The organism is Pseudomonas sp. B21-023, from assembly GCF_024749165.1.
GTDB lineage: Bacteria > Pseudomonadota > Gammaproteobacteria > Pseudomonadales > Pseudomonadaceae > Aquipseudomonas.
Window position 1 is genome coordinate 1,532,471 of sequence record NZ_CP087190.1, and the last position, 24,366, is coordinate 1,556,836.

At 65.1% G+C, this 24,366-nt stretch carries 20 protein-coding genes and 1 pseudogene; 11 read left to right on the plus strand and 10 right to left on the minus strand.

Features of this window, described 5'->3' with window-relative positions; all coding sequences use genetic code 11:
• The first annotated feature begins 90 nt into the window (after positions 1-90).
• From LOY42_RS06980 to LOY42_RS07000, 5 genes are all read left to right on the plus strand, one after another.
• Positions 91-825, plus strand: a complete 735-nt coding sequence (locus tag LOY42_RS06980) for a molecular chaperone (RefSeq protein ID WP_139673473.1) — start codon at positions 91-93, stop codon at positions 823-825.
• Between the two features lie 555 nt (positions 826-1,380).
• Complete coding sequence (locus tag LOY42_RS06985; protein WP_258600107.1) at positions 1,381-1,797, plus strand: hypothetical protein; 417 nt, start codon at positions 1,381-1,383, stop codon at positions 1,795-1,797.
• Positions 1,794-2,018 carry a hypothetical protein gene (locus LOY42_RS06990; RefSeq protein ID WP_258600109.1) on the plus strand — a complete coding sequence of 75 codons (225 nt, stop codon included), beginning with the start codon at positions 1,794-1,796 and terminating at the stop codon, positions 2,016-2,018. The genes LOY42_RS06985 and LOY42_RS06990 overlap by 4 nt, the downstream gene beginning before the upstream one ends.
• Before the next feature lie 29 nt (positions 2,019-2,047).
• Positions 2,048-2,674 (plus strand): response regulator transcription factor, encoded by a 627-nt coding sequence (locus tag LOY42_RS06995; RefSeq protein WP_258600111.1) that lies wholly within the window; start codon positions 2,048-2,050, stop codon positions 2,672-2,674.
• 13 nt (positions 2,675-2,687) lie between these two features.
• Positions 2,688-5,888, plus strand: coding sequence for a transporter substrate-binding domain-containing protein (locus LOY42_RS07000; RefSeq protein WP_258600113.1), 3,201 nt, complete (start codon positions 2,688-2,690; stop codon positions 5,886-5,888).
• A 19-nt stretch (positions 5,889-5,907) separates the two neighbouring features.
• On the opposite strand, the gene LOY42_RS07005 is transcribed toward LOY42_RS07000, so the two are convergent.
• On the minus strand, positions 5,908-6,060 hold the full coding sequence (locus tag LOY42_RS07005) for a DUF3309 family protein (protein WP_046854586.1): 153 nt from the start codon (positions 6,058-6,060) through the stop codon (positions 5,908-5,910).
• Between the two features lie 211 nt (positions 6,061-6,271).
• Between LOY42_RS07005 and LOY42_RS07010 the strand changes: the two genes are divergently transcribed.
• Positions 6,272-7,084 carry an SDR family oxidoreductase gene (locus tag LOY42_RS07010; RefSeq protein WP_139673464.1) on the plus strand — a complete coding sequence of 271 codons (813 nt, stop codon included), beginning with the start codon at positions 6,272-6,274 and terminating at the stop codon, positions 7,082-7,084.
• A gap of 127 nt (positions 7,085-7,211) precedes the next feature.
• Positions 7,212-7,397, plus strand: coding sequence for a carbon storage regulator (locus LOY42_RS07015; protein WP_102684290.1), 186 nt, complete (start codon positions 7,212-7,214; stop codon positions 7,395-7,397).
• A 7-nt stretch (positions 7,398-7,404) separates the two neighbouring features.
• On the opposite strand, the gene LOY42_RS07020 is transcribed toward LOY42_RS07015, so the two are convergent.
• The 6 genes from LOY42_RS07020 to speB all read right to left on the minus strand — a co-directional run bounded on the left by LOY42_RS07020 (position 7,405) and on the right by speB (position 15,333).
• A complete protein-coding gene (locus LOY42_RS07020; RefSeq protein WP_023630058.1) occupies positions 7,405-7,632 on the minus strand; it encodes a YheU family protein in 228 nt (75 codons plus the stop codon).
• Positions 7,633-7,751: 119 nt separating this feature from the next.
• Positions 7,752-8,936: an osmoprotectant NAGGN system M42 family peptidase gene (locus tag LOY42_RS07025; RefSeq protein WP_110701073.1), complete on the minus strand. Its 1,185-nt coding sequence runs from the start codon at positions 8,934-8,936 to the stop codon at positions 7,752-7,754.
• A gap of 90 nt (positions 8,937-9,026) precedes the next feature.
• A complete protein-coding gene (gene ngg / locus LOY42_RS07030; RefSeq protein WP_139673461.1) occupies positions 9,027-10,772 on the minus strand; it encodes an N-acetylglutaminylglutamine synthetase in 1,746 nt (581 codons plus the stop codon).
• Between the two features lie 3 nt (positions 10,773-10,775).
• Positions 10,776-12,563: an N-acetylglutaminylglutamine amidotransferase gene (locus tag LOY42_RS07035; RefSeq protein WP_258600117.1), complete on the minus strand. Its 1,788-nt coding sequence runs from the start codon at positions 12,561-12,563 to the stop codon at positions 10,776-10,778.
• Positions 12,564-12,751: 188 nt separating this feature from the next.
• The gene (locus LOY42_RS07040) at positions 12,752-14,131 is read right to left on the minus strand and encodes a sodium:solute symporter (protein ID WP_046854592.1); all 1,380 of its coding nucleotides are present in this window, start codon (positions 14,129-14,131) and stop codon (positions 12,752-12,754) included.
• A 251-nt stretch (positions 14,132-14,382) separates the two neighbouring features.
• Positions 14,383-15,333 carry an agmatinase gene (gene speB, locus LOY42_RS07045; protein WP_046854594.1) on the minus strand — a complete coding sequence of 317 codons (951 nt, stop codon included), beginning with the start codon at positions 15,331-15,333 and terminating at the stop codon, positions 14,383-14,385.
• Positions 15,334-15,557: 224 nt separating this feature from the next.
• On the opposite strand from speB, the gene LOY42_RS07050 reads away from it, so the two are divergent.
• From LOY42_RS07050 to LOY42_RS07060, 4 genes and pseudogenes are all read left to right on the plus strand, one after another.
• Positions 15,558-16,451 carry a LysR family transcriptional regulator gene (locus tag LOY42_RS07050; RefSeq protein WP_102684298.1) on the plus strand — a complete coding sequence of 298 codons (894 nt, stop codon included), beginning with the start codon at positions 15,558-15,560 and terminating at the stop codon, positions 16,449-16,451.
• Between the two features lie 146 nt (positions 16,452-16,597).
• A pseudogene (locus LOY42_RS26560) lies at positions 16,598-16,900 on the plus strand (PAS domain-containing protein); the annotation flags it as partial.
• Positions 16,901-17,128: 228 nt separating this feature from the next.
• Positions 17,129-18,157: a methyl-accepting chemotaxis protein gene (locus LOY42_RS07055; RefSeq protein WP_371041529.1), complete on the plus strand. Its 1,029-nt coding sequence runs from the start codon at positions 17,129-17,131 to the stop codon at positions 18,155-18,157.
• Between the two features lie 160 nt (positions 18,158-18,317).
• Complete coding sequence (locus LOY42_RS07060; protein WP_258600120.1) at positions 18,318-18,917, plus strand: tRNA-uridine aminocarboxypropyltransferase; 600 nt, start codon at positions 18,318-18,320, stop codon at positions 18,915-18,917.
• A gap of 66 nt (positions 18,918-18,983) precedes the next feature.
• On the opposite strand, the gene LOY42_RS07065 is transcribed toward LOY42_RS07060, so the two are convergent.
• From LOY42_RS07065 to LOY42_RS07075, 3 genes are all read right to left on the minus strand, one after another.
• Positions 18,984-20,339: an HlyD family type I secretion periplasmic adaptor subunit gene (locus LOY42_RS07065; RefSeq protein WP_046854598.1), complete on the minus strand. Its 1,356-nt coding sequence runs from the start codon at positions 20,337-20,339 to the stop codon at positions 18,984-18,986.
• A gap of 56 nt (positions 20,340-20,395) precedes the next feature.
• Positions 20,396-22,531: a type I secretion system permease/ATPase gene (locus tag LOY42_RS07070; RefSeq protein WP_110701039.1), complete on the minus strand. Its 2,136-nt coding sequence runs from the start codon at positions 22,529-22,531 to the stop codon at positions 20,396-20,398.
• Positions 22,532-22,608: 77 nt separating this feature from the next.
• Positions 22,609-23,982, minus strand: coding sequence for a TolC family outer membrane protein (locus LOY42_RS07075; protein ID WP_102684321.1), 1,374 nt, complete (start codon positions 23,980-23,982; stop codon positions 22,609-22,611).
• Positions 23,983-24,366 lie beyond the last annotated feature (384 nt).

Here is a 24,366-nt window from a genome sequence, read left to right on the forward strand (position 1 = left end):
TATGCGGGAAGGATCCCGCTGGTTCCGCCATGACCACAGAGCCACTCCCCATCAATACTTTCCCGCCAACGACGCACGGAGCTTCGCATCATGAATATTTTCCGCCTGCTGGCCCCGACACTGCTGGCGCTGCCCCTGGTCGCCAGTGCCGCCCCCGAGCTCAATGTCGGCGCACTTTACGACTACCTTGACGGGGACAAGAGCACCTTGCTCAAGCGGGTACGCAACAGCGGCGACACCACTGCTTTCGTCAAGGTCAGCGTCGCCGAACTGGTGTATGACGCAACTGGCGTTGCCCGTGAAATCGACACCGATGGGCTGCCACTGGAGCAGCGTGGCCTGGTCGCCAGCCCGGCGCGGCTGATCGTGCCGGCCCAGGGCATGCAGGCGGTACGCCTGCTTTACCGTGGCTCACGAGAGCAGGAGCGGTACTTCCGACTGCGCTTCGTGCCGGTGCTGCCGGAACTGGGCGATGGTTTCGCGCTGGATGAGCAGGAGGCGGAAAAGTACCGTGACAGCCTCAAGGCCGGGGTCAATCTGCTGGCCGGATATGGCTCGCTGTTGTTCGTCCGGCCTGCCGAGACACGTTACCAGACCCAGGTACGGCGCGCAGGCGGGCAACTGACTGTCGTGAACCAGGGCAATGCCACGGTCGTGCTCGATCATTTCCGCCTGTGCCAGGCCGCAGGGCAGGGCTGTGCTCCCGCCACCAAGCACCACCTCCTGCCGGGTCGCACCCGGCAGTTCAACGGGGAGGCAGGCAAAGTGCACCAGTTCGAGTTAATCGAGGGCGGTAATACCAAGGCAATGGTGGTGGAGGGATGATCATGCTTTTTTCTTCCACAAGTCAGCGAAGGTGGGCGCGCTGGGCCTGCGCGATAGTTCTGTGCGGGGTCATGCCAGTGGCCAGCGCATTGGAAGTGACCATAAGCGCTCAGTATCGGGGTGGCGGATCAGGTCGGTTCGAAAATACAACTCCGCCGGGTGGGGTGTGCAGGTACTGGCACTGTAACGTGCCGAGGGGCCACGACGGTCGACCTGCCGATTACCTTCACGAAAAAAGCGGTACAGGAAGCGGCGGATCCGCGCGACGAGTTCTTCCTGCAGCTTCCTGGGCGGGGTGAGGTGGATGTCTACCACGATGAAACAGGTGAGCCGCGGCGAATGAGCTTCGAGTGGACGTTGTTCAGCGTGACGGCCTAAAGCGCAAGGCTCGATCTCAACCCGACCTATAGCCGGATACTTGGAGGATGCGTTTTCGGTGGTGGGGCGTCCGGCAGTTGGGGGGATGGGAGGGCGAAAGTGCTGTGGCGCCTGAGCGATCCAGCCAGTCCCCAGCCATGCTGGTCATGTAGCATCTATGCCCCTGCAGGTACCGTGATGCAGGCTGACGTGGAAGAGCTCAGCATCGGCTTCGACATGAACATACCTCCCCCTTATCGGCTAAAGGCCGGCACTTACCGAGGCAGCATCACCTACCGCATCGGCCCAGGCGGTGATTTCGATTTCGGCAACGATGTCAGCAACCTGAGTGGTGACAGCCTCACCGTCAATTTCGAACTCGATGTACAGCATGCCTTCATGTTCGAGTTCCCGCCTGGCTCTGAGCGGGCGGTGCTGGAACCCAGAAATGGCTGGCAGGTGGCAAGGCGCCGCAACGCCTTTATCGCGACTTGCCGTTCAGGGTGTGGTCCACAGGCCCGTTCAAGGTCTACAAGCTCTGCCAGTACGACACGGGCGCGAAGTGTGCCATCAAAAACGATGGCGGGGAGCAGGTACCTGTTGATGTCGCCATGAGCCTGCCTGCGGGTGTTCAGCATCTTGGCCAGTCGGTGGAGCGATTGGCGTTGCCGACGGGACGGCCTGCAGCGCTGCAGTTCGAGGCCGCGATGCCGACACTCAACCGTCCCGGACAACTGCACTTTGAAGTGGGGCGCAATGATGTACAGGACATGCTCAAGCATCCTGGGAGCACTTATACCGGCCAGGTTACCGTGGTCTTTGATGCCGAACTTTAGTGGTTGTCATGGTTCGCGAGGTAAACACTATGCACACCGCGCTGGTGGTCGACGACCACCCCTTCATCCGCAGTACCGTCTGCATGCTGCTGCGCCAGCAACGCCTGGAGATCATCGGCCAGGCCGACAATGGCATCGACGCGGTGCGCCTGGCCCGTGAGCAGGCGCCAGACCTGGTGATTCTCGATATCGCCATGCCGGGCCTGGACGGGCTGGAAGTGATCGCCCGGATCAAGGCGCTGGGGACGCGCACGCGTATCGTGGTACTGACCTCGCAATTGGCCGAGTCCTACTCGTTGCGTTGCATGCAGGCCGGGGCCGTTGGGTATGTGTCCAAAACCGATGACCTCGATGAACTCGGCAAAGCAGTGCGCGCCGTGCTGTCTGGCTACAGCTACTTTCCCGAAGTTGCGCTCAGCTCGGTCAACCGCCAGGACCTGCAGGCAACCGAGGCACCGTGCATCGCCAGTTTGACCGATCGCGAGCTGATGGTCCTGCAGCACCTGGCGCGAGGTTATAGCAACAAGGCCATCGGCGAGGCCATGTTGCTGAGCAACAAGACCATCAGCACCTACAAGATCCGCCTGCTGGAAAAGCTGCGGCTCAGCTCGTTGATCGACCTGGCGGATTTCGCCCGTCGTAACGCGCTCATCTGAGCGCTGTAGGCCCGTGTTCCTGCGTGCCTTGCTGATAGGGATACTGGGGTGTCTGAGCTACCTGCCAGCCTGCGCCGCCGTGCAACTGCATGCGCGTCCCGCCACGCAGACGCCGCCGCCGGCCCTGGATAACGCGCAGCTGCGCTGGCTGTGGGAGCACCGCGAATTACGCCTGGGTGTGATTGCCCGTGACAACCCACCGTTCGACATGCTCACCACGGGGCAGGCCTACGAGGGCATCACCGCCGACTACGTCGGGCTGCTGGCGAGCCAACTGCGCCTTGACGTGCAGCTGCAGGTGTTTGCATCGTTCGCCGAAGCGGCGGCTGCCTTGCGCCAAGGCAGTATCGACCTGCTCGGGTCCGTCAGTACGCAGCAGGCGCTCGAGGCAGGTTTGCATCTGTCAGCTCCCTATGCCCAGGATCGCCCCTTGCTGATCGCCCCGCAGCAGCATGCGCGGGAACGGATCCGCAGCGGCGCCCGCTTCAGGTTGGCGATGGTCGACGGGTACCGGCCGCGTCAACAGGTTCAAGCGTTGTATCCCTTGGCCGAAATCCAGCTTCATCCCTCGCCCTTCAGTGCCTTGGCGGCGCTCGCGCTGGGTGATGCCGACCTTTATCTGGGCAGCACGCTGGGAAGCCGTTATCTCCTGGGCCGCAACCAATGGAACGGTGCCGAGGAAGTTGGCCATGCGGCCCTGGCGCGCCAAGCTGTCGGTTTTGCCATGGCCCGTGACAACAAGGCGTTGATCGGCCTGGTTGATCGAGTACTGGAAAGCCTCGGCGATCAGCATGCGGATGTTCACGAGCGTTGGCATGCACGACCTGCTGTCGTGCACAGGTCGCCAGGTATCCCGCTGAGCGATGCCGAGCGGCACTGGCTGGCCGAAAACCCACGCATCAAAGTGCTGGTGAATGAACAGGCGATGCCCTTGAGCTATCGCGATGGTAGAGGGCAATTGCAAGGGCTGAGCCTTGATCTGTTGCAATTGCTTGGCCGGCGAACGGGCCTGGAGTTTCAGGCCGAGGCAGGCGGCACCGCGGCACAGATGGTCGAGCAGGTACGCATGGGAAAGGCACAATTGATTGCCGGCCTGCCCTACAGCCCGGCGCGTGGAGAGCGCCTGCGATTCAGTCGTGGCTATCTGAGCTCTGCGTATGTGCTGGTGATGCAGGGGCACGCCGACCGGCCAGATGATCTGGCCCAACTGGACGGGCGCCGGCTGGCACTGGAGGAAGGCAGCGTGGCCCAGGAGCTGCTGGCCAAGGCGTACCCGAGGGTCCTGCAGTCACCGGTCAGTGGTGCGCTGGAGGCGGTGCACGCGGTGGCCGCCGGCAGGGTCGCGGCAGCCGTGCTTCCCCTCGACCAGGCCCGGTTGCTGGTTGCGCGATGGTACCCGGGGCGGCTGCGAATCAGCAGCCTGGCCTTGCCAGCGGCGCATTTCGCGTTTGCCAGCAGCCCGGGGGCGGTCCATCTCCAGAGCATCCTCGACAAGGCGTTGCTCGACCTGGCCCCGCGCGAAATCGATGCGCTGGTCCGGCGTTGGCGCAGCCCGCTGATCGTTGCCGCCAGTGCCTGGCAGCGGTACCGGACCCACCTGCTGCTGGGATTTCTCGGCGCTTTTGCTGCACTGGTCGTGGCGCTGCTGTGGATCCGCTACCTGCGCCGTCTGCAGGTGCAACTGCGGCGGGCCAAGAGAGGGGCCGAGGCGGCAAACCACGCCAAGACCCATTTCCTGGCCGCCATGAGCCATGAAATCCGCACGCCGCTGCATGCCCTGCTGGGCATGCTGGAGCTTGCCCAGCGCAAGGCGGGCCAGGGCATGCTCGATCATTTGGCCATCGAGGTGGCCGCCGACGCTGCCCGGGGACTGCAGGAACTGATCGGCGATATCCTCGATGTAACCCGTATCGAGGCGGGCGAGTTGCAGTTGACGCCGACCGTGGCATGCCTGCGCGAACAAGTGACGCAGGTTATCCAGTTGTTCGACCATCAGGCCCGTGGCAAGGGATTGCGGCTTGACCTCACTGTTGAGGGCGAGGTTGACCGCCCGGTGCTGCTTGACCCTGTGCGCTTCCGGCAGGTGTTGGCCAATCTGTTGAGCAATGCGATCAAGTTCACCCCGCAGGGGCGGGTACAGGTGAGCATTTGTGCTCAGGCCCGCGGCGATTGCCTGGTGGCGCGGCTGATCGTCGATGACACCGGTATCGGCATTGCCAAGGCCGAATTGGCCCAGCTGGGCCAGCCCTTTCGCCAGGCCAGCAACCAGTGCCAGTCGCCGCGCAGCAGCACGGGGCTTGGCTTGGGCATCTGCCGCAGCTTGTGCCAGTTGATGGGCGGCCACTTGCAGTTGAACAGCGAGCTGGGCAGGGGCACCCAGGCGCAAGTCCACCTTGAGCTGCCGATCCACCCGCTGGATCTGTCAGAGCCTGTGGTAGCACCACCCAGCGATGTTCCGGCGGACGAACTACCGCTGCGCGTGCTGGTGGTGGACGACTACCCGGCCAATCGAGTGCTGTTGGCTCAGCAGCTCGACTACCTGGGGCATCAGGCCCGGGTTGCCGAAGATGGGGCGCAGGCCCTACGGCTGTGGTTGGACGAGCACTTCGATGTCGTCATCAGCGATTGCAGCATGCCGCGACTCGACGGCTATGGCCTGGCCAGGGCGATTCGCCTGCATGAGCGGCGCAGGGGCCGGACAGCGTGTCGGCTAGTCGGGCTTACCGCCAGCGCGTTGGCGGACGAACGGCGGCGCTGCCGTGCTGCAGGCATGGATGACTGCCTGTTCAAACCCCTCGGATTGCAGGCGCTGATTGGCGCACTGGGCGGCAGTGTTGCCCGGCAGGGCAAGCGTCTGCCGGATGGGGAGGCGCGCAAGGCGGTATTCGATTTCGAGCATCTGCGACAGTTGGCGGACAATGACCAGGGCGCGTTGGAGGCAGTGCTGGCCGATCTGCGTCGCAGCAATCGTGATGATCTGACCCGCTTGGCGGAGTCAGGCGAGGACCCGAAGGCTCTGGCTGCCTTGGCACATCGGGTCAAGGGCGGGGCACGCATCTTGCGCGCGGGCGACCTGATCAGCGCCTGCGAGCGGCTGGAGGCCAGTTGTGCCAGCGACCCCTTGCATCTTGAGCGACTGCACCGTGATGTCCAGGTCTTGCATGCGATTATGCAAGACCTGGAGCACTATCTGGGCAGCCGCGCTCAGGCCTGAGCGTCATGCCAAGGCAGGTTCATATCCTGCCCAGCAACAAGAGAATCAGCAGGACCACCAGCACCACGCCGATGATGCCGGACGGGCCGTAACCCCATGAGCGGGAGTGAGGGAAGACCGGTAAGCCACCGATCAGCAGCAGGATCAGGATGATGATGAGGATCGTGGTCATGGCAGAGTCCTTGCGTGATGGAAGGGCTGGAGCGCAGCGGTAGCCGCTTAATGGTTCCGACCGGTGCCCTTGGCTAAAAATTCCATCCGCCTGCCTGGCGATTGAAATACCTGCCGCCCGATACTGGCGTATTCAGCAATTTGATGCCGTACCGGCAGCCAGGGTGTTGTGGCTAGACTCCAGCCATTCCCACTGTTCAAGGCGCTCCACCATGCACAACCGAATGATGATCACTGGTGCCGGCTCCGGCCTTGGCCGCGAGATTGCCCTGCGCTGGGCCCGCGAGGGCTGGCAGCTGGCCCTGGCAGACGTCAATGAGGCGGGCCTGCGCGAAACCCTGGCTTTGGTGCGCCAGGCCGGAGGCGACGGCTTCACCCAGCGCTGCGATGTGCGCGACTACAGCCAGCTCACAGCCCTGGCCCAGGCCTGCGAGGAAAAGTTCGGCGGCATCGATGTGATCGTCAACAACGCCGGGGTGGCCTCGGGCGGCTTCTTCGCCGAATTGTCCCTGGAAGACTGGGACTGGCAGATCGCGGTCAACCTGATGGGCGTGGTCAAGGGCTGCAAGGCGTTCCTGCCACAGCTCGAACGCAGCCGCGGGCGGATCATCAACATCGCCTCGATGGCGGCGTTGATGCAGGGGCCGGGCATGAGCAACTACAACGTGGCCAAGGCCGGCGTGCTGGCGCTGTCCGAAAGCCTGCTGGTGGAGCTGCGCCAGGTGGAGGTGGCGGTGCATGTGGTGTGCCCGTCGTTCTTCCAGACCAACCTGCTCGACTCGTTCCGTGGGCCAGACCCGGCGATGAAGGCGCAGGTGGGCAAGTTGCTGGAAGGCTCGCCGATCAATGCGGCCGACATCGCCGAGTATATTCATGAGCGGGTGGCTGCCGACGAGTTCCTGATCCTTCCCCATGAAGCCGGGCGTCAGGCCTGGAAACTCAAGTGCCAGGCACCCGAGCGGCTATACGACGAAATGGCGGACATGGCGGTCAAGATGCGGGCAAAGTCACGTAAAGCTAACTAATCAGAGAATTTCTGTAGGCTTTCTTTACCTTCACAAGTAGGAAATGTCTATTTCTGCGGCGAAGGATTGAGTAGGCGAAAGCTGGCGAGGCAGTTTCCGATTTTCCCTTGAGCGAGAGGCAACGGAGATGCTGGTTATCGGACGCGAAGTGGGCGAGGTCATCGTCATTGACGGGGGCATCAGGATTCAGGTGATGTCGGTGGAGAACGGCCAGGTGCGCTTCGGCATCTGCGCACCTCGAGAGGTGGAGGTGCACCGGGTAGAAGTCTACAAACGTATCAAGGCCCTGGAACTGGAGAAGCAGCGAGCCTGATGAGCCGTTACTCCAGCAGTTCCCGTGGTACTTCATGCCGGGCCAGCAACTGGCATTGCTGGCTTTCCAGGTCGAACAGGATGAACGCCTGCCCCTTGGCCAGCGCCTGGCGTACCCGCAGCACTCGGGTTTCCAGCGGCGTGTCGTCGCCATTGTCGGTGCCGTCGCGGGTGACGAAGTCCTCGATCAGGCGGGTGAGGGTTTCGCTTTCGAGTTGGTCGTGGGGGATCAGCATGGGTTTGGGCAGTGGTGATGGGGATGTGCGCATGCTACGTGAAATCCTCTGTCATGCGCAGTCGATTGGCGTAGGAAGCCTGTGCAGGAGCGGCGCAGCGCCGCTCCTGCAGATTGCTCTCAGCCCTTGTTGCCCACCAGGCTGTCCACCGCCGGCACCCGGGTGTCGCTTTCCATCTGCGCATCGTGCTCCAGCTGGTGGCTGAAGCGCTCCAGAGACGCACTGGCCGGCTGCGAGTCGCTGGCGAACACCGGGGGGCTGAGCAGGTAGGCGCCGAGCAGCCGGCTGAGCGCCGCCAGGCTGTCGATATGGGTGCGCTCATAGCCGTGGGTGGCATCGCAGCCGAAGGCCACCAGGGCGGTGCGGATATCATGCCCTGCGGTCACCGCCGAGTGGGCGTCGCTGAAGTAATAGCGGAACAGGTCGCGGCGCACCGGCAGGTCGCGGTCGCCGGCCAGTTTCAGCAGGTGGCGCGACAGGTGATAGTCGTAGGGCCCGGACGAGTCCTGCATGGCCACACTCACCGCGTGCTCGCTGGATGCCTGTCCCGGTGCCACCGGTGCGATGTCGATGCCGACGAATTCGCTGACATCCCAGGGCAGGGCGGCCGCGGCACCCGAGCCGGTCTCCTCGGTGATGGTGAACAGCGGGTGGCAGTCGATCAGCGGCTGCCGGCCACTTTCGACCACGGCCTTGAGCGCCGCCAGCAACGCAGCGACACCGGCCTTGTCGTCCAGGTGGCGTGCGCTGATATGGCCGCTTTCGGTGAACTCCGGCAAGGGGTCGAAGGCGACGAAGTCGCCGATGGCGATACCCAGTGCTTCGGCGTCGGCGCGGGTGGTGCAGTAGGCGTCCAGGCGCACCTCCACATGCTCCCAGCTGATCGGCATCTGGTCGATGGCGGTGTTGAAGGCGTGCCCGCTGGCCATCAGCGGCAGTACGCTGCCGCGGTACACGCCGGTGTCGGTGAACACGCTGACCCGGCTGCCCTCGGCGAAGCGGCTCGACCAGCAGCCCACCGGCGCCAGGGCCAGGCGGCCATTGTCCTGCAACTGGCGAACGCTGGCGCCGATGGTGTCCAGGTGCGCCGAAACGGCACGGTCAGGCGAGCTCTGGCGGCCCTTGAGGGTGGCGCGGATGGTGCCGCGACGGGTCAGCTCGAAGGGGATGCCCAGTTCATCCAGGCGCTCGGCAACGTAGCGCACGATGGTGTCGGTGAAGCCGGTGGGGCTGGGGATGGCGAGCATTTCCAGCAGGACGCGTTTGAGGTAGTCGAGATCGGGTTCGGGGTGTTTCTCAGGCATCAGGATCACTCCTTCGTTTCGAGGGCCTCATCGCGGGGCAAGCCCGTTCCCACGTGATTGCGTAGGAGCGGGCTTGCCCCGCGATGGATTTCAGGCCAAAGCCCGGCTATGCGGGAACAACAAGTCGACGAAGCGCTCGGCCGTCGGTTGCGGTTCATGATTGGCCAGCCCGGCTCGCTCATTGGCTTCGATGATCACGTAGTCCGGGTGCTCGGCATCGCGGACCATGAAGTCCAGGCCGACCACCGGGATCTCCAGGGCGCGGGCGGCGCGCACGGCGGCGTCGGCCAGCACCGGGTGCAGGCGTTCGGTGACATCCTCCAGGGTGCCGCCGGTATGCAGGTTGGCGGTGCGGCGCACGGCCAGGCGTTGCCCGGCGGGGAGGATGTCGTCGTAACCCAGGCCCGCGCCTTTGAGCGTACGTTCGGTTTCGTCATCCAGCGGAATGCGGCTCTCGCCGCCCGTGGCGGCCTGGCGCCGACGGCTCTGCGCTTCGATCAGCGCACGGATGCTGTGCTTGCCGTCGCCGACCACCTGCGCCGGGTGACGGATCGCTGCCGCCACCACTTCGAAGCCGATCACCAGGATGCGCAGGTCGCAGCCGGCATGGAAGCTCTCCAGCAGCACACGGCTGTCGTAACGCCTGGCCTGCTCCACGGCATGGCTGACTTCATCGATCGTCGTGAGGTTGACCGCCACCCCTTGGCCCTGCTCGCCATCGACCGGCTTGATCACCACCGCGCCATGCTCGTCGAGAAACGCCAGGTTGTCGTCGGCATTGCCCGCCAGCTGTTGCGCCGGCACCTGCAGCCCGGCATTGTGCAGGGCGTGGCGGGTCAGGCGCTTGTCCTGGCACAGGGTCATGGTCACGGCGCTGGTCAGGTCGCTCAACGATTCGCGACAGCGGATCCGCCGCCCGCCCAGGCTGAGGGTGAACAAGCCGCTGGCGGCATCGTCGACCTGCACCTCGATGCCGCGCCGCAGCGCTTCGTCGACGATGATCCGCGCATAGGGGTTGAGCGTCGCCTCGGGGCCAGGGCCGAGGAACAGTTGCTGGTTGATGCCGTTCTTGCGCTTGATGGCGAAGGTCGGCAGGTTGCGAAAGCCGAGCTTCTTGTACAGCCGTTTGGCCTGGCGGTTGTCGTGCAACACCGACAGGTCGAGGCAGGCCAGGCCGCGGCTCATGAAGTGCTCTATGAGGTGGCGTACCAGCACTTCGCCGACGCCGGGCCGCGTGCACTGCGGGTCCACCGCCAGGCACCACAGGCTGCAGCCGTGTTCGGGATCGTCGAAGGCCTTGCTGTGGTCCAGGCCCATGACGCTGCCGATCACCGCCTGGCTGTCCTCGTCCTCGGCCAGCCAGTACACCGGCCCGCCGAGCTCGCGCGGGGTGAGCAGCTCAGGGTCGACCGGCAGCATGCCACGGGCCTGGTACAACGTGTTGATTGCCTGCCAGTCCGCCGGGCTCTGCGCCCGGCGGATGCGGAAGCCGCGGAATACCCGTTGCGCGGGGCGGTAGTCGGTGAACCACAGGCGCAAGGTGTCGGAGGGGTCGAGGAAAAGTTGCTGCGGGGCCTGGGCCAGCACCTGCTGGGGGGCCGCGACATACAGGGCGATGTCGCGCTCGCCCGCCTGCTCCTGCAGCAGGTCTTCGGCCAGGCTGAGCGGATCGGGGTAGGTATGCCCGATCAGCAGCCGCCCCCAGCCACAGTGCAGCGCCCGTGGCCGGTCGTGAGGCTCGCTGCCATCTCCGGCCAGGCGCGCCTGCAGGCGCTCGTAGGACGGCGCCTGGCCGCGCAGTAAGCGCTGGCCGTAGGCGATCTCTTGGGCTTTCATCGGTCAGATTCCTTGTTCGCTGAGCCACAGGTTCAGGGCCGCCAGCTGCCACAGCTTGGAGCCGCGCAGCGGCGTGAGCTGGCCGTGGGGATTGCTCAGCAGGCGGTCGAGCATGGCCGGGTCGAACAGGCCGCGATCCTGGCTTGGGTCGGTCAGCAGCTCGCGTACCCAGCCCAGGGTTGCGCCTTCCAGGTGCTTGAGGCCGGGTACCGGGAAGTAGCCCTTCTTGCGGTCGATCACCTCGTGGGGGATGACCCGCCGCGCCGCCTGCTTGAGCACTTGCTTGCCGCCATCGGGCAGCTTGAAGCGCGACGGGATGCGCGCCGACAGCTCCACCAGGCGGTAGTCGAGGAACGGCGTGCGGGCCTCCAGGCCCCAGGCCATGGTCATGTTGTCGACCCGCTTGACCGGGTCGTCCACCAGCATCACCGTGCTGTCCAGGCGCAGCGCCTTGTCCACCGCGTCCGGCGCGCCGGGGCGGGCGAAGTGTTCGCGCACGAAATCACCTGCCGCGTCGGTATCCAGCCGCCAGGGCGCCTGCACGGTGGCGCGGTACTCGGCGTGGCTGCGGTCGAAGAAAGCCTCGCGATAGGCCGCGAAGGCATCCTCGGCGCCATCGACCTGCGGGTACCAGTGGTAGCCGGCGAACAGTTCGTCGGCGCCCTGGCCGCTCTGCACACCCTTGCAATGCTTGGCCACTTCCCGGGACAGCAGGTAGAAGGCAATGCAGTCGTGGCTGACCATCGGTTCGCTCATGGCGCGAAATGCCGCCGGCAGTTGTTCGATGATCTCGTGCTCGGCGATGCGCAACTGGTGGTGACGGGTGCCGTAGTGCCGGGCGATCAGGTCGGAGTACTGGAACTCGTCGCCGCGTTCGCCGCCGGCGTCCTCGAAGCCGATGGAAAAGGTCGACAGGTCGTCTACCCCGGCCTCGCGCAACAGGCCGACCAGCAGGCTGGAATCGACACCGCCGGAGAGCAGCACGCCGACATCAACCGCCGCGCGCTGACGGATGGCCACGGCATCGCGGGTGGCGTCGAGCACGCGGGTGGTCCAACCCTCCAGGTCGAGTTCGCGTTCGTCAGGGTTCGGGCCGTAGTGCAGCTGCCACCAGGTCTGGCGCTCGACTTCGCCATGGCGGTCGATGCGCATCCAGGAGCCGGGCTCGAGCTTCTGCACATTGGCCAGCAGGGTGCGCGGCGCGGGCACCACGGCGTGGAAGTTCAGGTAGTGGTTGAGCGCGACCGGGTCGATCACCGGATCGATATCGCCGCCCTTGAGCAGCGCCGGCAAAGTCGAGGCGAAGCGCAGGCGCTCGCCGTTGCGCGACAGGTACAAGGGTTTGACGCCCAGGCGGTCGCGGGCCAGGAACAGGCGCTGGTTGTCGCGCTCCCAGATGGCCAGGGCGAACATGCCGTTGAGCTTGGGCAGCAGTGCCGCGCCCCAGGCGTGATAGCCCTTGAGCAGCACCTCGGTGTCGCCGTCCGACCAGAAGCGGTAGCCCAGGTCCTGCAGCTCCTGGCGCAGTTCGGGGAAGTTGTAGATGGCGCCATTAAAGGCCAGGGCCAGACCCAGGTCATTGTCGACCATGGGCTGCGCCGAGCCGTCGGACAGGTCCATGATCTTCAGGCGGCGATGGCCGAGGGCGATCGGGCCCTGGCTATGGAAGCCCCAGGCGTCGGGGCCGCGGGGCGCCAGGTGGTGGGTGATGCGCTCCACCGCGGCGAGGTCCGCCGGGCGAGGGGCTTGGTCGATGGGGGTGAAACGTAACTCTCCTGCTAATCCGCACATAAGTCCTTACCGGTTTTGCCGTTGGGGAGGGTGTGCCGCGAAAGTGGGCACTTAGGTAGTGACCGGGGCAGGAAGTGAGAGTTTTAGATCAATCCGTTATATAGGGCGAGTGGTCGCCTACAGGCTTTTCGCTGGCAAGGCGGCCCCTTTCGTTAGGGGCCGCCTTGCCAGCGATGCGGTTTCAGGTATCAGGCCAGGTTCACCGTTGCCACTGGCTTGCGTGACGCCAGGCTGACCAGCACGAAGCTCGCCAGGCCGATGGCCAGGCTGTAGTAGATCGGCGAGTTGGCGTCCAGGCCGTCCTTGAACATGAAGAACAAGGCGGTGGCGAAGCCCAGCGTCATGCTGGCGATGGCGCCGGCGGTGGTCGCGCGCTTCCAGAAGATCGCACCCATCAGCGGGATCAGCATGCCGCCCACCAGCAGGTTGTAGGCCAGGGTCAGGGCGCTGATCACATCGTTCACCGCCAGGGCGATCCCCAGCACCACCAGGCCGGTCAACAGGGTGAACAGGCGGTTGATACCCAGGCTCGACTGCTTGCCGCCGCGCAGTTTCGGCAGCAGGTCTTCGGTCAGGGTGGTCGAGGCGGCCAGCAGGCCCGCGCTGGCGGTGGACATCATCGCGGCCAGGGCGGCGGCCATCAGCAGGCCACGGATGCCCTCGGGCAGCTGGCCCTTGATCATCTCGGCGAAGGCGTTGTTCGGGTTGGCCAGGTCCGGCATCAGCACGTGGGCGGCCATGCCGATCAGCGCGCAGGCCAGGCCGTACAGCACGCAGTAGACACCGGCGGTGGTGCCGGCGCGCTGGCAGACCTTCTCGTCACGGGCGGTGAATACCCGCTGCCAGATGTCCTGGCCGATCAGGATGCCGAAGAAGTAGATCAGGAAGTAGGTGATGATGGTGTCCCAGCCGATGGTGGTCCAGCTGAAGCTGGCCGCCGGCAGCTTGGCCACCAGGGCGTCCCAGCCGCCGGCCTTGTACAGGCACACCGGCAGCAGGATGAACATCAGGCCCACGGTCTTGATCACGAACTGCACGATGTCGGTCAGGGTCAGCGACCACATGCCGCCGATGGTCGAGTACACCACCACCACACCGCCGCCGAACAGCAGGGCCATCCAGAAGGGAACGTCGAGCAGTACCTGCAGCACGGTGCCCATGGCCAGGGTCGAGGTCACCGCGATCATCAGCGCGTAGGCGAGCATGATCGCCGCGCTGGCCTGGCGGGCCATCGGGTTGTAGCGGCGCTCCAGCACCTGGGTCACGGTGAAGATCTTCAGGCGCAGCAGCGGCTTGGCCAGGAACAGGTTGAGCGCGATGATCCCCAGGCCCAGGGCGGCGCACAGCCAGAAGCCGGAGATGCCGTGCACATAGCCCAGGCGCACGGTGCCGACGGTGGAGGCGCCGCCGAGCACGGTGGTGGCCATGGTGCCCATGTACAGGGTCGGGCCGAGGTTGCGCCCGGCCACCAGGTAGTCTTCGTGGGTCTTCGCGCGCCGCATGCCGTACCAGCCAAGCGCGAGCATGCCGGCGGCATAGATCAGTACAACGATGATGTCCAAGGCCATTGGGGGGCTCCCGATTATCTTTATTATGGCGAGATCGGCCGTCCGGACGGTGCAAGGCGCCCGGCGGTTCTGTCTTGTGTTGGCGGGCCTCTATGGCCCTCCCGAATGGCTCCTGCCGGGGTCAAACTTTCAGGACGTCTATCACTACCCTGTAGGAGCGGCTTCAGCCGCGAAGCAGGCGCCGTCATATCCGGGCACCCGCTTCGCGGGTGATCGCGGCTGAAGCCGCTCCTACAGGGAAGAGGTCCGCCTTAGCGGCGCACCACGCCCGGCAGCACGCAGAGCATTTCGAACAGCAGGTTGGCGCCCAGCAACGAGGTGTTGCCGGTGGTGTCATAGGGTGGGGAAACCTCGACCAGGTCGCAGCCGATCAGGTCCAGGCCGTGGCAGCCGCGGATGATCTCCATCGCCTGGATGGTGGTCAAGCCGCCGATCTCCGGGGTGCCGGTGCCGGGCGCCCAGGCCGGGTCGATGCCGTCGATGTCGAACGACAGGTACACCGGGCCGCCACCGACTTTCTCGCGTACTTCGGCCATCAGCGGCGCCAGCGACTTGTGCCAGCACTCCTCGGCCTGCACCACGCGAAAGCCCTGGCGGCGGCTCCAGTTGAAATCGTCGGCGGTGTAGCCCTGGGCGCGCAGGCCGATCTGCACCACGCGGTCGCAATCGAGCAGCCCCTCTTCCACGGCGCGGCGGAAGGTGGTGCCGTGGGCGATCTTCTCGCCGAACATGTGGTCGTTGACGTCGGCGTGGGCATCGATGTGGACCAGGCCGATCTTGCCGTGCTTCTTGTGCAGGGCACGCAGGATCGGCAGGGTGATGGTGTGGTCGCCGCCCAGGGTCAGCGGGATGACATTGTGCTCGACGATCTCGTCGTAGGCCTCTTCGATGATGCGCACGGCGTCGAGCAGGTTGAAGGTGTTGATCGCCACGTCACCGATGTCGGCCACCGACAGCGAGTCGAACGGGGCGGCGCCAGTGGCCATGTTGTAGGGGCGGATCATCACCGACTCGGCGCGGATCTGCCGCGGGCCGAAGCGGGTGCCGGAACGCAGCGAGGTGCCGATGTCCAGCGGTACGCCGATGAACGCGGCGTCCAGGCCTTCGGCGCTTTGCAGGTGGGGCAGGCGAAGCATGGTGGCGATGCCGCCGAAACGCGGCATTTCGTTGCCGCCCAGTGGTTGGTGGAGAATCTTGTCCACGGTGGGCCTCATCAGTCGGTCGATTGTTCTGTTTGTTCGAACCTGTGCCGCCGCGCGCCTGGATCATCTGGTCATGCTGGCGGGCAGGGACATTTCGCCGCAGTCTGCGCAAGGTAGTGGCCGGGAAGAATCGCTACCGACAAATACTTACTTCAGGATTCTCTGAACTATCGGCCGGCAACCGGGTTAGACTCTGGCGATTTCCACCCTGCGGAGCCTGCGCCATGGCCTCATCGCTGCCCGACCTGAAACTGCTGCGCATCTTCGCCAGCGTGGTGCGCCACCAGGGGTTCGCCAACGCCCAGCGTGACCTCAACCTGTCGACCTCGGCGATCAGTACCTACATGAGCCAGCTTGAAGGCGCCCTCGGGATCGTGCTCTGTCACCGTGGCCGGGGCGGCTTCAGCCTGACCAGCAAGGGCGAGTTGTTCCATCAGGAGACCCTGCGCCTGCTGGGCGAGCTGGACGGCTTCGAGCAGTACGCCGCCGCGCTCAAGGGCGAACTGCGCGGCACCCTGAACCTGGGGGTGATCGATTCCACCGTTGGCGACAGCGCCCTGCCGCTGGCCGAGGCCATCGGCGCCTACAGCCAGGAACACCCGGCGGTGCACCTGCACCTGTCGGTGTCCAGTCCCTATGAATTGCAGCTCGGCGTGCAGGACAATCGTCTGGACCTGGCCATCGGCGCGTTTTCCTCGCGTATGAGCGGGCTGCTCTACCAGCCGTTGTACCGCGAGCAGCACTGGCTGTATTGCAGCAGCCGCCACCCGCTGTTCGCCGAACGACGCATCCCCGAACCGGTGGTCACCCAGCAGCGCATGGTCGGGCGTGGCTACTGGAGCCAGGCCGAGCTGGCCCGGCATGGCTTCAAGCACAGCGCCGCTACCGTGGAGAGCATGGAGGCACAACTGATTCTGATTCTCTCCGGCGCCTACATCGGCTACCTGCCCGAGCACTATGCCCAGGCCTGGGTCGACAAGGGCGACCTGCGGGTCTTGTCGCCGGCCACCTTCGGTTACCAGGCGCCGTTTTCCCTGATCATTCGTCGTGGCCGCAGCCGGGAACCGTTGATCCAGACGTTCCGCGACCTGCTCAAAAGCCAGCTCAACGTGGGCTGAAGCAGACGTTGTTCAATCCGCTCGGTCAGGTCTAGCGAATTTCCTACAAAACTTGACCGCTGGCGTGCTGGCCTTCTGCTAAATATCTACTTGCTTTGATGATTTTCCCACTCATTTGGATAAGCAAGGGATCGCCAACGATGCGCATGAATTTGCCCGTCACCGAGCACGAAAGAACCTTTCCCCAAGACCAGCGGCTGATCTCCACCACCGACCTGAACAGTCGCATTACCTATTGCAACGACGCATTCGTGGCCATCAGCGGCTTCACCTACGACGAACTGGTCGGCCAGCCGCACAACCTGGTGCGTCATCCCGACATGCCGCCAGCGGTCTTCGGGCATATGTGGGACACCATCAAGCAAGGCAAGCCCTGGATGGGCGTGGTCAAGAACCGCGCCAAGAACGGCGATTTCTACTGGGTCAGCGCCTACGTCACGGCGGTGTACGAGAACGGCCGCATCAGTGGCTACGAATCGGTGCGCTCAGTGCCGAGTCGAGAGCAGATCCGCCGGGCGGAGCAGCTGTATGCCCGTCTGCGCGCGGGGCGTTCGCCGGTACCCCTGGCGGCGCGCCTGGGACACGGGATCGGCCACGGCTGGCCATTGATCGGCGCGGGCCTGCTCTCGGCCGCCGCCTACCTGTGGTTGCCGCCCTACGCGGCGCTGGGGGTGCTGATGGCCAGCCTGCTGGCGGCCTGGTACGTGGTCGAGCACCGGCAGAACCAGTCGATCCGTCGCACCCTCGAAGAGCACCCCAAGGCCTTCACCAGCCCGCTGGTGGCCCTGACCTACAGTGACAACCCCGGCCTGCAGGGCCAGCTCGATCTGGCCATCATCAGCGAAGAGGCGCGCTTGCAGACCGCGCTGACCCGCCTGGTGGATGCCGGTGTCGGGGTCAAGTCACGGGCCGCGCAGTCCGCCGGGCTGTCCGATGCCCAGGCGCAGATGCTCGACCGCCAGCGCAGCGAGACCGATCAGTCGGCCACCGCCATCGCGCAGATGGCGGCGACCATCCAGCAGGTGACCCATAACGTGCAGACCACCGCCCACGCCGCCAGCGACGCCGACCAACTGGCCCAGCAGGGCAGCGACCTGGCGCAGCAGAGCCTGCGCGCCATGGGCAGCATGAACGAGGCGGTCAGCGACATCGGCCAGGCGGTCAACGCCCTGGCCGAGCAGACCCAGTCCATTGGCAGCGTGGTGGACGTGATCACCTCGATTGCCGAGCAGACCAACCTGCTGGCGCTCAATGCTGCCATCGAGGCGGCGCGGGCCGGCGAGCAGGGCCGGGGCTTCGCCGTGGTGGCCGACGAGGTGCGGTCGCTGGCGCAGCGCACCCGCGCCTCGACCGAGGAGATCCACCACATCATCTCCACCCTGCGTTCCGGTGCCGACCGCGCGGTGGCCAGCGCCAGCCGCGGGCAGCAGATCTCCAGCGACAGTGTGCACAGCGTCGAGGCGGTGCAGGAGGCGTTGTCGGGTATCGCCCAGGCGATCAGCCGCATCACCGGCATGAGCCAGCAGATGGCCACGGCATCCGAGCAGCAGAGCCATGTGGCCGAGGACATCAACCAGCAGATCGTACGCATCGCTCATTTGTGCGACGAGAGCGCGGGGCAGGCCAAGCAGGGCGCCGAGATCAGCCAGGACCTGGAGCGCATGGCGGAGTACCTGCACAGCCTGGCGGAGCGGTTCAACCGCTGATGCCCGTTGCCTTCATCGCCGGCAAGCCGGCTCCCACAGGGACAGTGCAAGGCTTGAGGTTTGCGCGGTCGGTGTGGGAGCCGGCTTGCCGGCGAAAGGCCCGCAAAGCGGGCCCAAATTTCCAGCCTGTGGCAAAATCCCTCCGCCAACGGAGACCCCCATGCCCAGACCCCGCTGCGAGCGCTGCCTGCGCCCGCTCGCCCATTGCCTTTGCGCACTGATCCCGCACCTGGACAGCCGTACCCGCGTGGTCGTGCTGCAACACCCCAGTGAAACCGCCCACGCCCTGAACACGGCGCGCCTGGCGGCCCTTGCGCTGGTCAATGCCGAGCTGCGGATCGGCGAGGTGTTCGATGACCTGGAGACCTTGCTGGCGACACCGGGTTATCGCCCGGTCCTGTTGTTCCCAGGTGATGAGGCAGAGGTCTTGCATGCATACGGGCAGGGTGATGATCTGCCGTTGCTGCTGATCGTACCTGACGGTACCTGGCGCAAGGCACGCAAGATGCTCTACCTGAACCCGCAGCTGGAAGCGTTGCCACGGGTGACGCTGGGCGCGGTCCTGCCTTCGCGCTACCGGTTGCGCAAGGCACCTGAGCCGGGCGCCGTATCCACCCTCGAGGCGATCGTGCAGGCGCTGAACGTACTGGAAGCGCCTGCAGGCTTCGATGCGTTGTTGCGGCCGTTCGAGGCGTTGATCGACGGGCAGATCGCAGCCATGGGCGCCGAAACCTTCGAGCGTAATCACGGCCAGGGGTGATCAACTGGTTGGCTGTGCCGGCCTTATTGCGGGGCAAGCCCGCGCCCACTGATATCCAGATCGCGGTCAGCGCTCGCGCAAGGCCTCGGTCCGGGCCTTCATCACCGGCTTCAACAGATAGTCCAGCACGCTCTTCTGCCCGGTGATGATGTCCACCGTGGCGACCATCCCCGGGATGATCAGCAGCGGCTTGTTGTCGCCACCCAGATGGTTCTTGTCGGTGCGCACCTGGATCAGGTAGAACGCATTGCCCTTGTCGTCGGTGACGGTGTCCGCGCCGATCAGTTCCAGCTTGGCCTTGAGCCCGCCATAGATGGTGTAGTCGTAGGCGCTGAACTTGACCATCGCGGTCTGTCCAGGATGCAGGAACGCCACATCTTGCGGCCGTACCTTGGCCTCGATCAGCAGGTTGTCCTCGATCGGCACGATCTCCACCAGGTCGCTGCCGGGCTGCACCACGCCGCCGATGGTGTTGACCTTGAGCAGCTTGACGATGCCGCGCACCGGCGACACCACGGTGGTGCGGTTGACCCGGTCGTCGATGGCGATGCTGGTGGCGGTGATCTTCGACAGTTCGGTGCGCTTGTCGTTGAGTTCCTTGGCGGCGTCGGAGCGAAAGCTTGCGTCCGATTCCTGGATCTTGCTGCGGATCTCGGCGATCGCCGCTTCGGCGCGGGGTATGGCCAGGTTGGTCGCATTCAGCTGGCCGCGCGCCTCGACGCTGCGCTGCTTGAGGCGCAGGATCTCCACCGGGGAGATGGCGCCCTTGCTCACCAGCGGCGAGGACATGTCCAGCTCTTGCTGCAACAAGCCCACCGCCGAGCGGTACTGGTCGACCTTGGAACGGAACTCGGCCAGCTCCTGAGTCTTCTGCCGCAGCTGTTCATTGAGGGTCTGCTTCTCGCTGGTCAGGCGGCGCTGGCGTGATTCGTACAGCGCGGCCTCGTCCTCGGCCACCTGCGGGGCCTTGGCGCGGACTTCGCTCGACAGCACGAAGGGGCGGCCTTCGGACTCGGCCGACAGGCGTTCCACCTGCGCGCTGAGTGCGTAACGGTCGGCCTCGCTTTCACCTTTGTTCGACTTGAAGCGCGTGTCGTCCAGGCGCAGGAGGGTGGCGCCCTTGTCGACCATCTGCCCCTCTCGCACGAAGATCTCGGTGACGATGCCGCCTTCGAGGTTCTGCACCACCTGCACCTTGCTCGACGGGATGGCCTTGCCTTCGCCGACGGTGACTTCGTCGAGCACCGCGAAGTTGGCCCAGACCAGTGCCACCAGCAGCAGGATCGCCGCCAGCCACACGGTCAGCCGTGACAGGCTGGGGGATTCCTGCAGGGTGGCGCCGGCCAGCTCTGGCATATAGTCGCGTTCGGCGCGGCTGTCGCCGCCCTGGAGGTAGCTGCGCACGCTGTGGCTGATGGGCATGTTCTACCTCCGATGCAGGCCGGGGCCCGCTCCCACAGGGATTCAAGAGTGTTGGTTCACAGCGCCGCGCCGATACGGCCCTTGCGCAGCGCGTCGATGACCGCATCCTTCGGCCCGTCGGCAACGATCTTGCCGTTGTCCAGCACCAGCAGCCGGTCCACCAGGCTGAGCATCGAGGTGCGGTGGGTGACCAGCAGCAGGGTCTTGCCGGGCACCCAGTTCAGCAGGCGCTGGCGCAGTTGCTCCTCGCTGCTGTTGTCCATGTGGCTGGTGGGCTCGTCGAGTATCAGGATCGGCGGCTCCAGCAGCAGGGCCCGGGCCAGCAGCACGGCCTGGCGCTGGCCGCCGGAGAGCAGCTGGCCGCGCTCGCCCACCGGGCGGTCGAAGCCTTGCGGGTGTTGGCGGGCCAGCTCGCTGACGCCGGTCAGTTCGGCCACCTCGAGCATGCGCGCGTCGCTGACGTGCCGTGCGCCGAGGGTGAGGTTGTCGCGCAGGCTGCCGGCCAGCAGCGGCAGGTCGTGTGCCACGTAGCCGAGCTGGCTGCGCAGGTCGCTGATATCCAGTTGGCGCAGGTCGAGGTTGTCCAGCAGCACCTGGCCTTCGTCGGGGTGATGGAAGCCCATCAACAGCCGGGCGAGGGTGCTCTTGCCCGAGCCGCTGCGGCCGATGATACCGATGCGTTCGCCCGGCTTGAGGGTGGCGCTCACGTCGTTGAGGGCTGGCGCCGTTTGCCCGGCATAGCGGAAGGTGGCGTGGTTGATGGTGATGCCACCTTGCAGCGCGGTGTGTTCCAGCGCCTGGTGCTCGGCCTCGCGCTCCTGGGGCAGGCTCATCAGGGCATCGGTGCTGCGCATGGTCAGCTGGGCCTGCTGGTAGCGGGTGATCAGCCCGGCGATCTGGCCGAGCGGGGCGAGCACCCGGCTGCCGAGCATGTAGCTGGCCACCAGCGCGCCGACACTGAGGTTGCCGGCGATGATGCTGTACACCCCGGCGACGATCGTCGCCATGCCGCAGAACTGCTGGATGAACAGGGTGCCGTTGCTGGCCAGCGACGACAGGTTGCGGGCATGGGCGTCGAGACGGGCGATGGCGCCGTTGGTGTGTTCCCACTGGTACTGGCGTTCGCTTTCAGCGCCGCAGGCCTTGAGGGTTTCCAGGCCGCCGAGGGTCTCGATCAGCAGCGCCTGGCGCACTGCGCCGAGGCTCAGGCTTTTTTGCACGGTGTCGCGCAGGCGCACCTGGATGAACAGCGCCAGGCCTACCGCCAGCGGGAAGGCGATCAGCGGGATCACCACCAGCCAGCCCCCGAGCAGGCCGATCACCAGCAGCATCAGGGCCACGAACGGCAGGTCGATGATGCTGGTCAGGGTCACTGCGGTGAGGAATTCGCGTAGCCCCTGGAAGTCATGGATGCTCTGGGCGAAGCCACCGATGGTGGCCGGGCGCGCCTTCATGCTCATGCCGGTGATGCGTTCGAACAAGGTGGCGGAGAGAATCAGGTCGGTCTTCTTGCCGGCCTGGTCCAGCAGGTGGGCACGGACCATGCGCAGCACCAGTTCGAAGGCGGTACCGATGAACAGGCCGGCGACCAGCACCCAAAGGGTGGACAGCGCCTGGTTGGGGACCACGCGGTCGTAGGTCTGCATGACGAACAGCGGCACCATCAGGCCCAGCAGGTTGATCAGCAGGCTGGCCAGCAGGGCATCACTGTACAGCCAGCGGGAGTGGCGCAGGGTGTCGCGGAACCAGGCGTTGACCCGCGGGATGAGCGGCGCGCGCACGTCCTCCAGGGTATGCCGTGGGCGGGCGAACAGGGCCTGGCCGCTGTAGGCCTCGGCCAGGGCTTCGCGCTCGACCCACTGCTCACCGCCTTCGGCCTCGCATGGCAGCAGCAATGCCCGGCCGTTTTCACCCCACCGTTGCAGCACGGCGCTGCGGCCGTCATTGAGGATCAGCAGCACCGGCAGGTTGAGCGGGGAGATGGCGTCCAGGGCACGCTGCAGTACACGAGCCTGAAGCCCGGCGCGCGCGGCGGCGCGGGGCAGCAGGCCCAGCCCCAGGCGCTGCTCTGCCAGTGGCAGGCCGCTGCACAGGCTGGCACGGCTGGCCATGCAGCCATGCAGCTTGCACAGGATCAGCAGGCCATCGAGCAACGGATCATCAACATCCAGGCGCGGTTGCGCGCTTTGCATACTGGTCACGATGGCCTACTCCTGCCGCGGTGGACGGGAAATGGGCGCTGGCGAAAAATCCCTTGTCTCGTCAGAACCTAACGCATGTCAGGCAATTTCGCCTCGTTGCGCACTTCGGTCTTGGCGATGGCTTCCGGCGGCAGCGAGATACGCTGCTTGCTCAGCAGCTCGCCCATGGTCGCCAGTACCCGGTACATGGAGAACTCTTCGGTATAGCGCACCTCGGTGTAGCGACGGTTGGCGTTGTACAACTCGTTCTCGCTGTCGAGCACGTCGAGCAGGGTGCGCTGGCCCAGGCCGAACTGGTCCTGGTAGGCGGCGCGCACGCGCTGGGTGGTCTCGGCGTACTCGCGGGCGCTCGGGGTCTGCTTGCGGGCATTGTTCATCGCGTTCCAGGCCAGGCTGAGGTTTTCGTTCAGCTCGCGCAGGGCATTGTTGCGGATGTCCATCGCCTGGTTGATCTTGTGCGCGTCCGACTGCAGGCGGGCCTTGTCGCTGCCACCGCGGAACAGGTTGTAGCTGAGCTCGACGCCGGCCTGCCAGTCATTGTTGTCATGCCCTTTCTGGCCGCCGAGGTTGTTGTTGGCACCGGTGGCCAGCACCGCGTCCAGGCGTGGGTAGAAGGGCGACTTGGCCACTTCGTACTGCTGCTCGGCGGAGCGCACATCAGCCTGCGCCGACTTGAGGTAGGGGTTGTTCTCCAGCATGCCCTGGCGGGCATTGAGCAGGTCGCCCGGCACTTCGCCCTTGATCGTGACGGGTGTTTCCAGTTCATCGGGCAGGCGCCCGACTACGCTGTAGAAGTTGGCCTCGGCGTCGGCCAGGTCGACCTCGGCGGTGTCCAGGTTGTTTTCGGCCAGGGCGCGACGTGCGCGGGACTGGTCGAGGTCGGCGGTGCTGCCCACGCCGCGTTCGCTGCGCAGGCCGATCTGGTCGTTGACCCGCAGGTGGGCCTGCAGGTTGTTCTTGGCCAGGGTTACCAGTTCACGGCGCTTGAGTACCTCGAGGTAGACCTCGATGGCACGCAGGGCGATGCTCTCGGCGGTGGCCTGGGTGTAGTAGGCACGCGAGGTGGCCACCGCTTCGGTGCGGGCGACCTCGTTGGAGGTATTGAAGCCGTCGAACAGCATCTGCCGCAGACGCAGCTCGGATTGGGTGTAGTTGAGCGTTTCCTTGTTGTGGTTACGCGTGCCGTCCGGGTTGAAGCCGCGGGTGTTGGTGTTGTCCGAACGTTGCCGGCCGTAGCCTGCGACCAGATCGACGGTTGGGTAGTACCCCCCGCGGGCGAACTTCACATCCTCGTCGGCCGACAGCCTGCTGTTGCGGCTGGCGCTGATCTCGGGATGCTGGTCCACGGCGTTCTGGACAGCCTCGGTAATCGACATCGCCTGACTGTTGGCACACGCCATGGCCAACAAAATCGCACTGGTGATGGGGGTTAAAGCGCGCATGGGGTACATCTCCCTGGTCTTGAATAATGTCCTGCTATTCGCCAAAAAAATGACGAAAAATTAGAATCAAACCGTTTCAGGTTTGTAACAACAGAGCTAAGAACATTTGTCGGGCGAGCTAAGAAGATTTTTTCATAAGATATATGCGAAAAAAAACTTATGCGGTCTAAGGAATCCGGGACATTGTTTCATTCAGGTGGTTACGGGAATTGGCTGGGACAGGCGATTTTCGGGCCTTGGTGAAAGTTCCAGATTTTTTGCAGCTAAGGAGACAGGGGAGGAAGGCGAAAGCGGAATTTGGCGACAAAAAAATGGCACTGAATAATGGCCATTCGCCCTGTTCACTATCGCGGCAGTCGTCACAGGGAGCGTGGTTTCTCACGA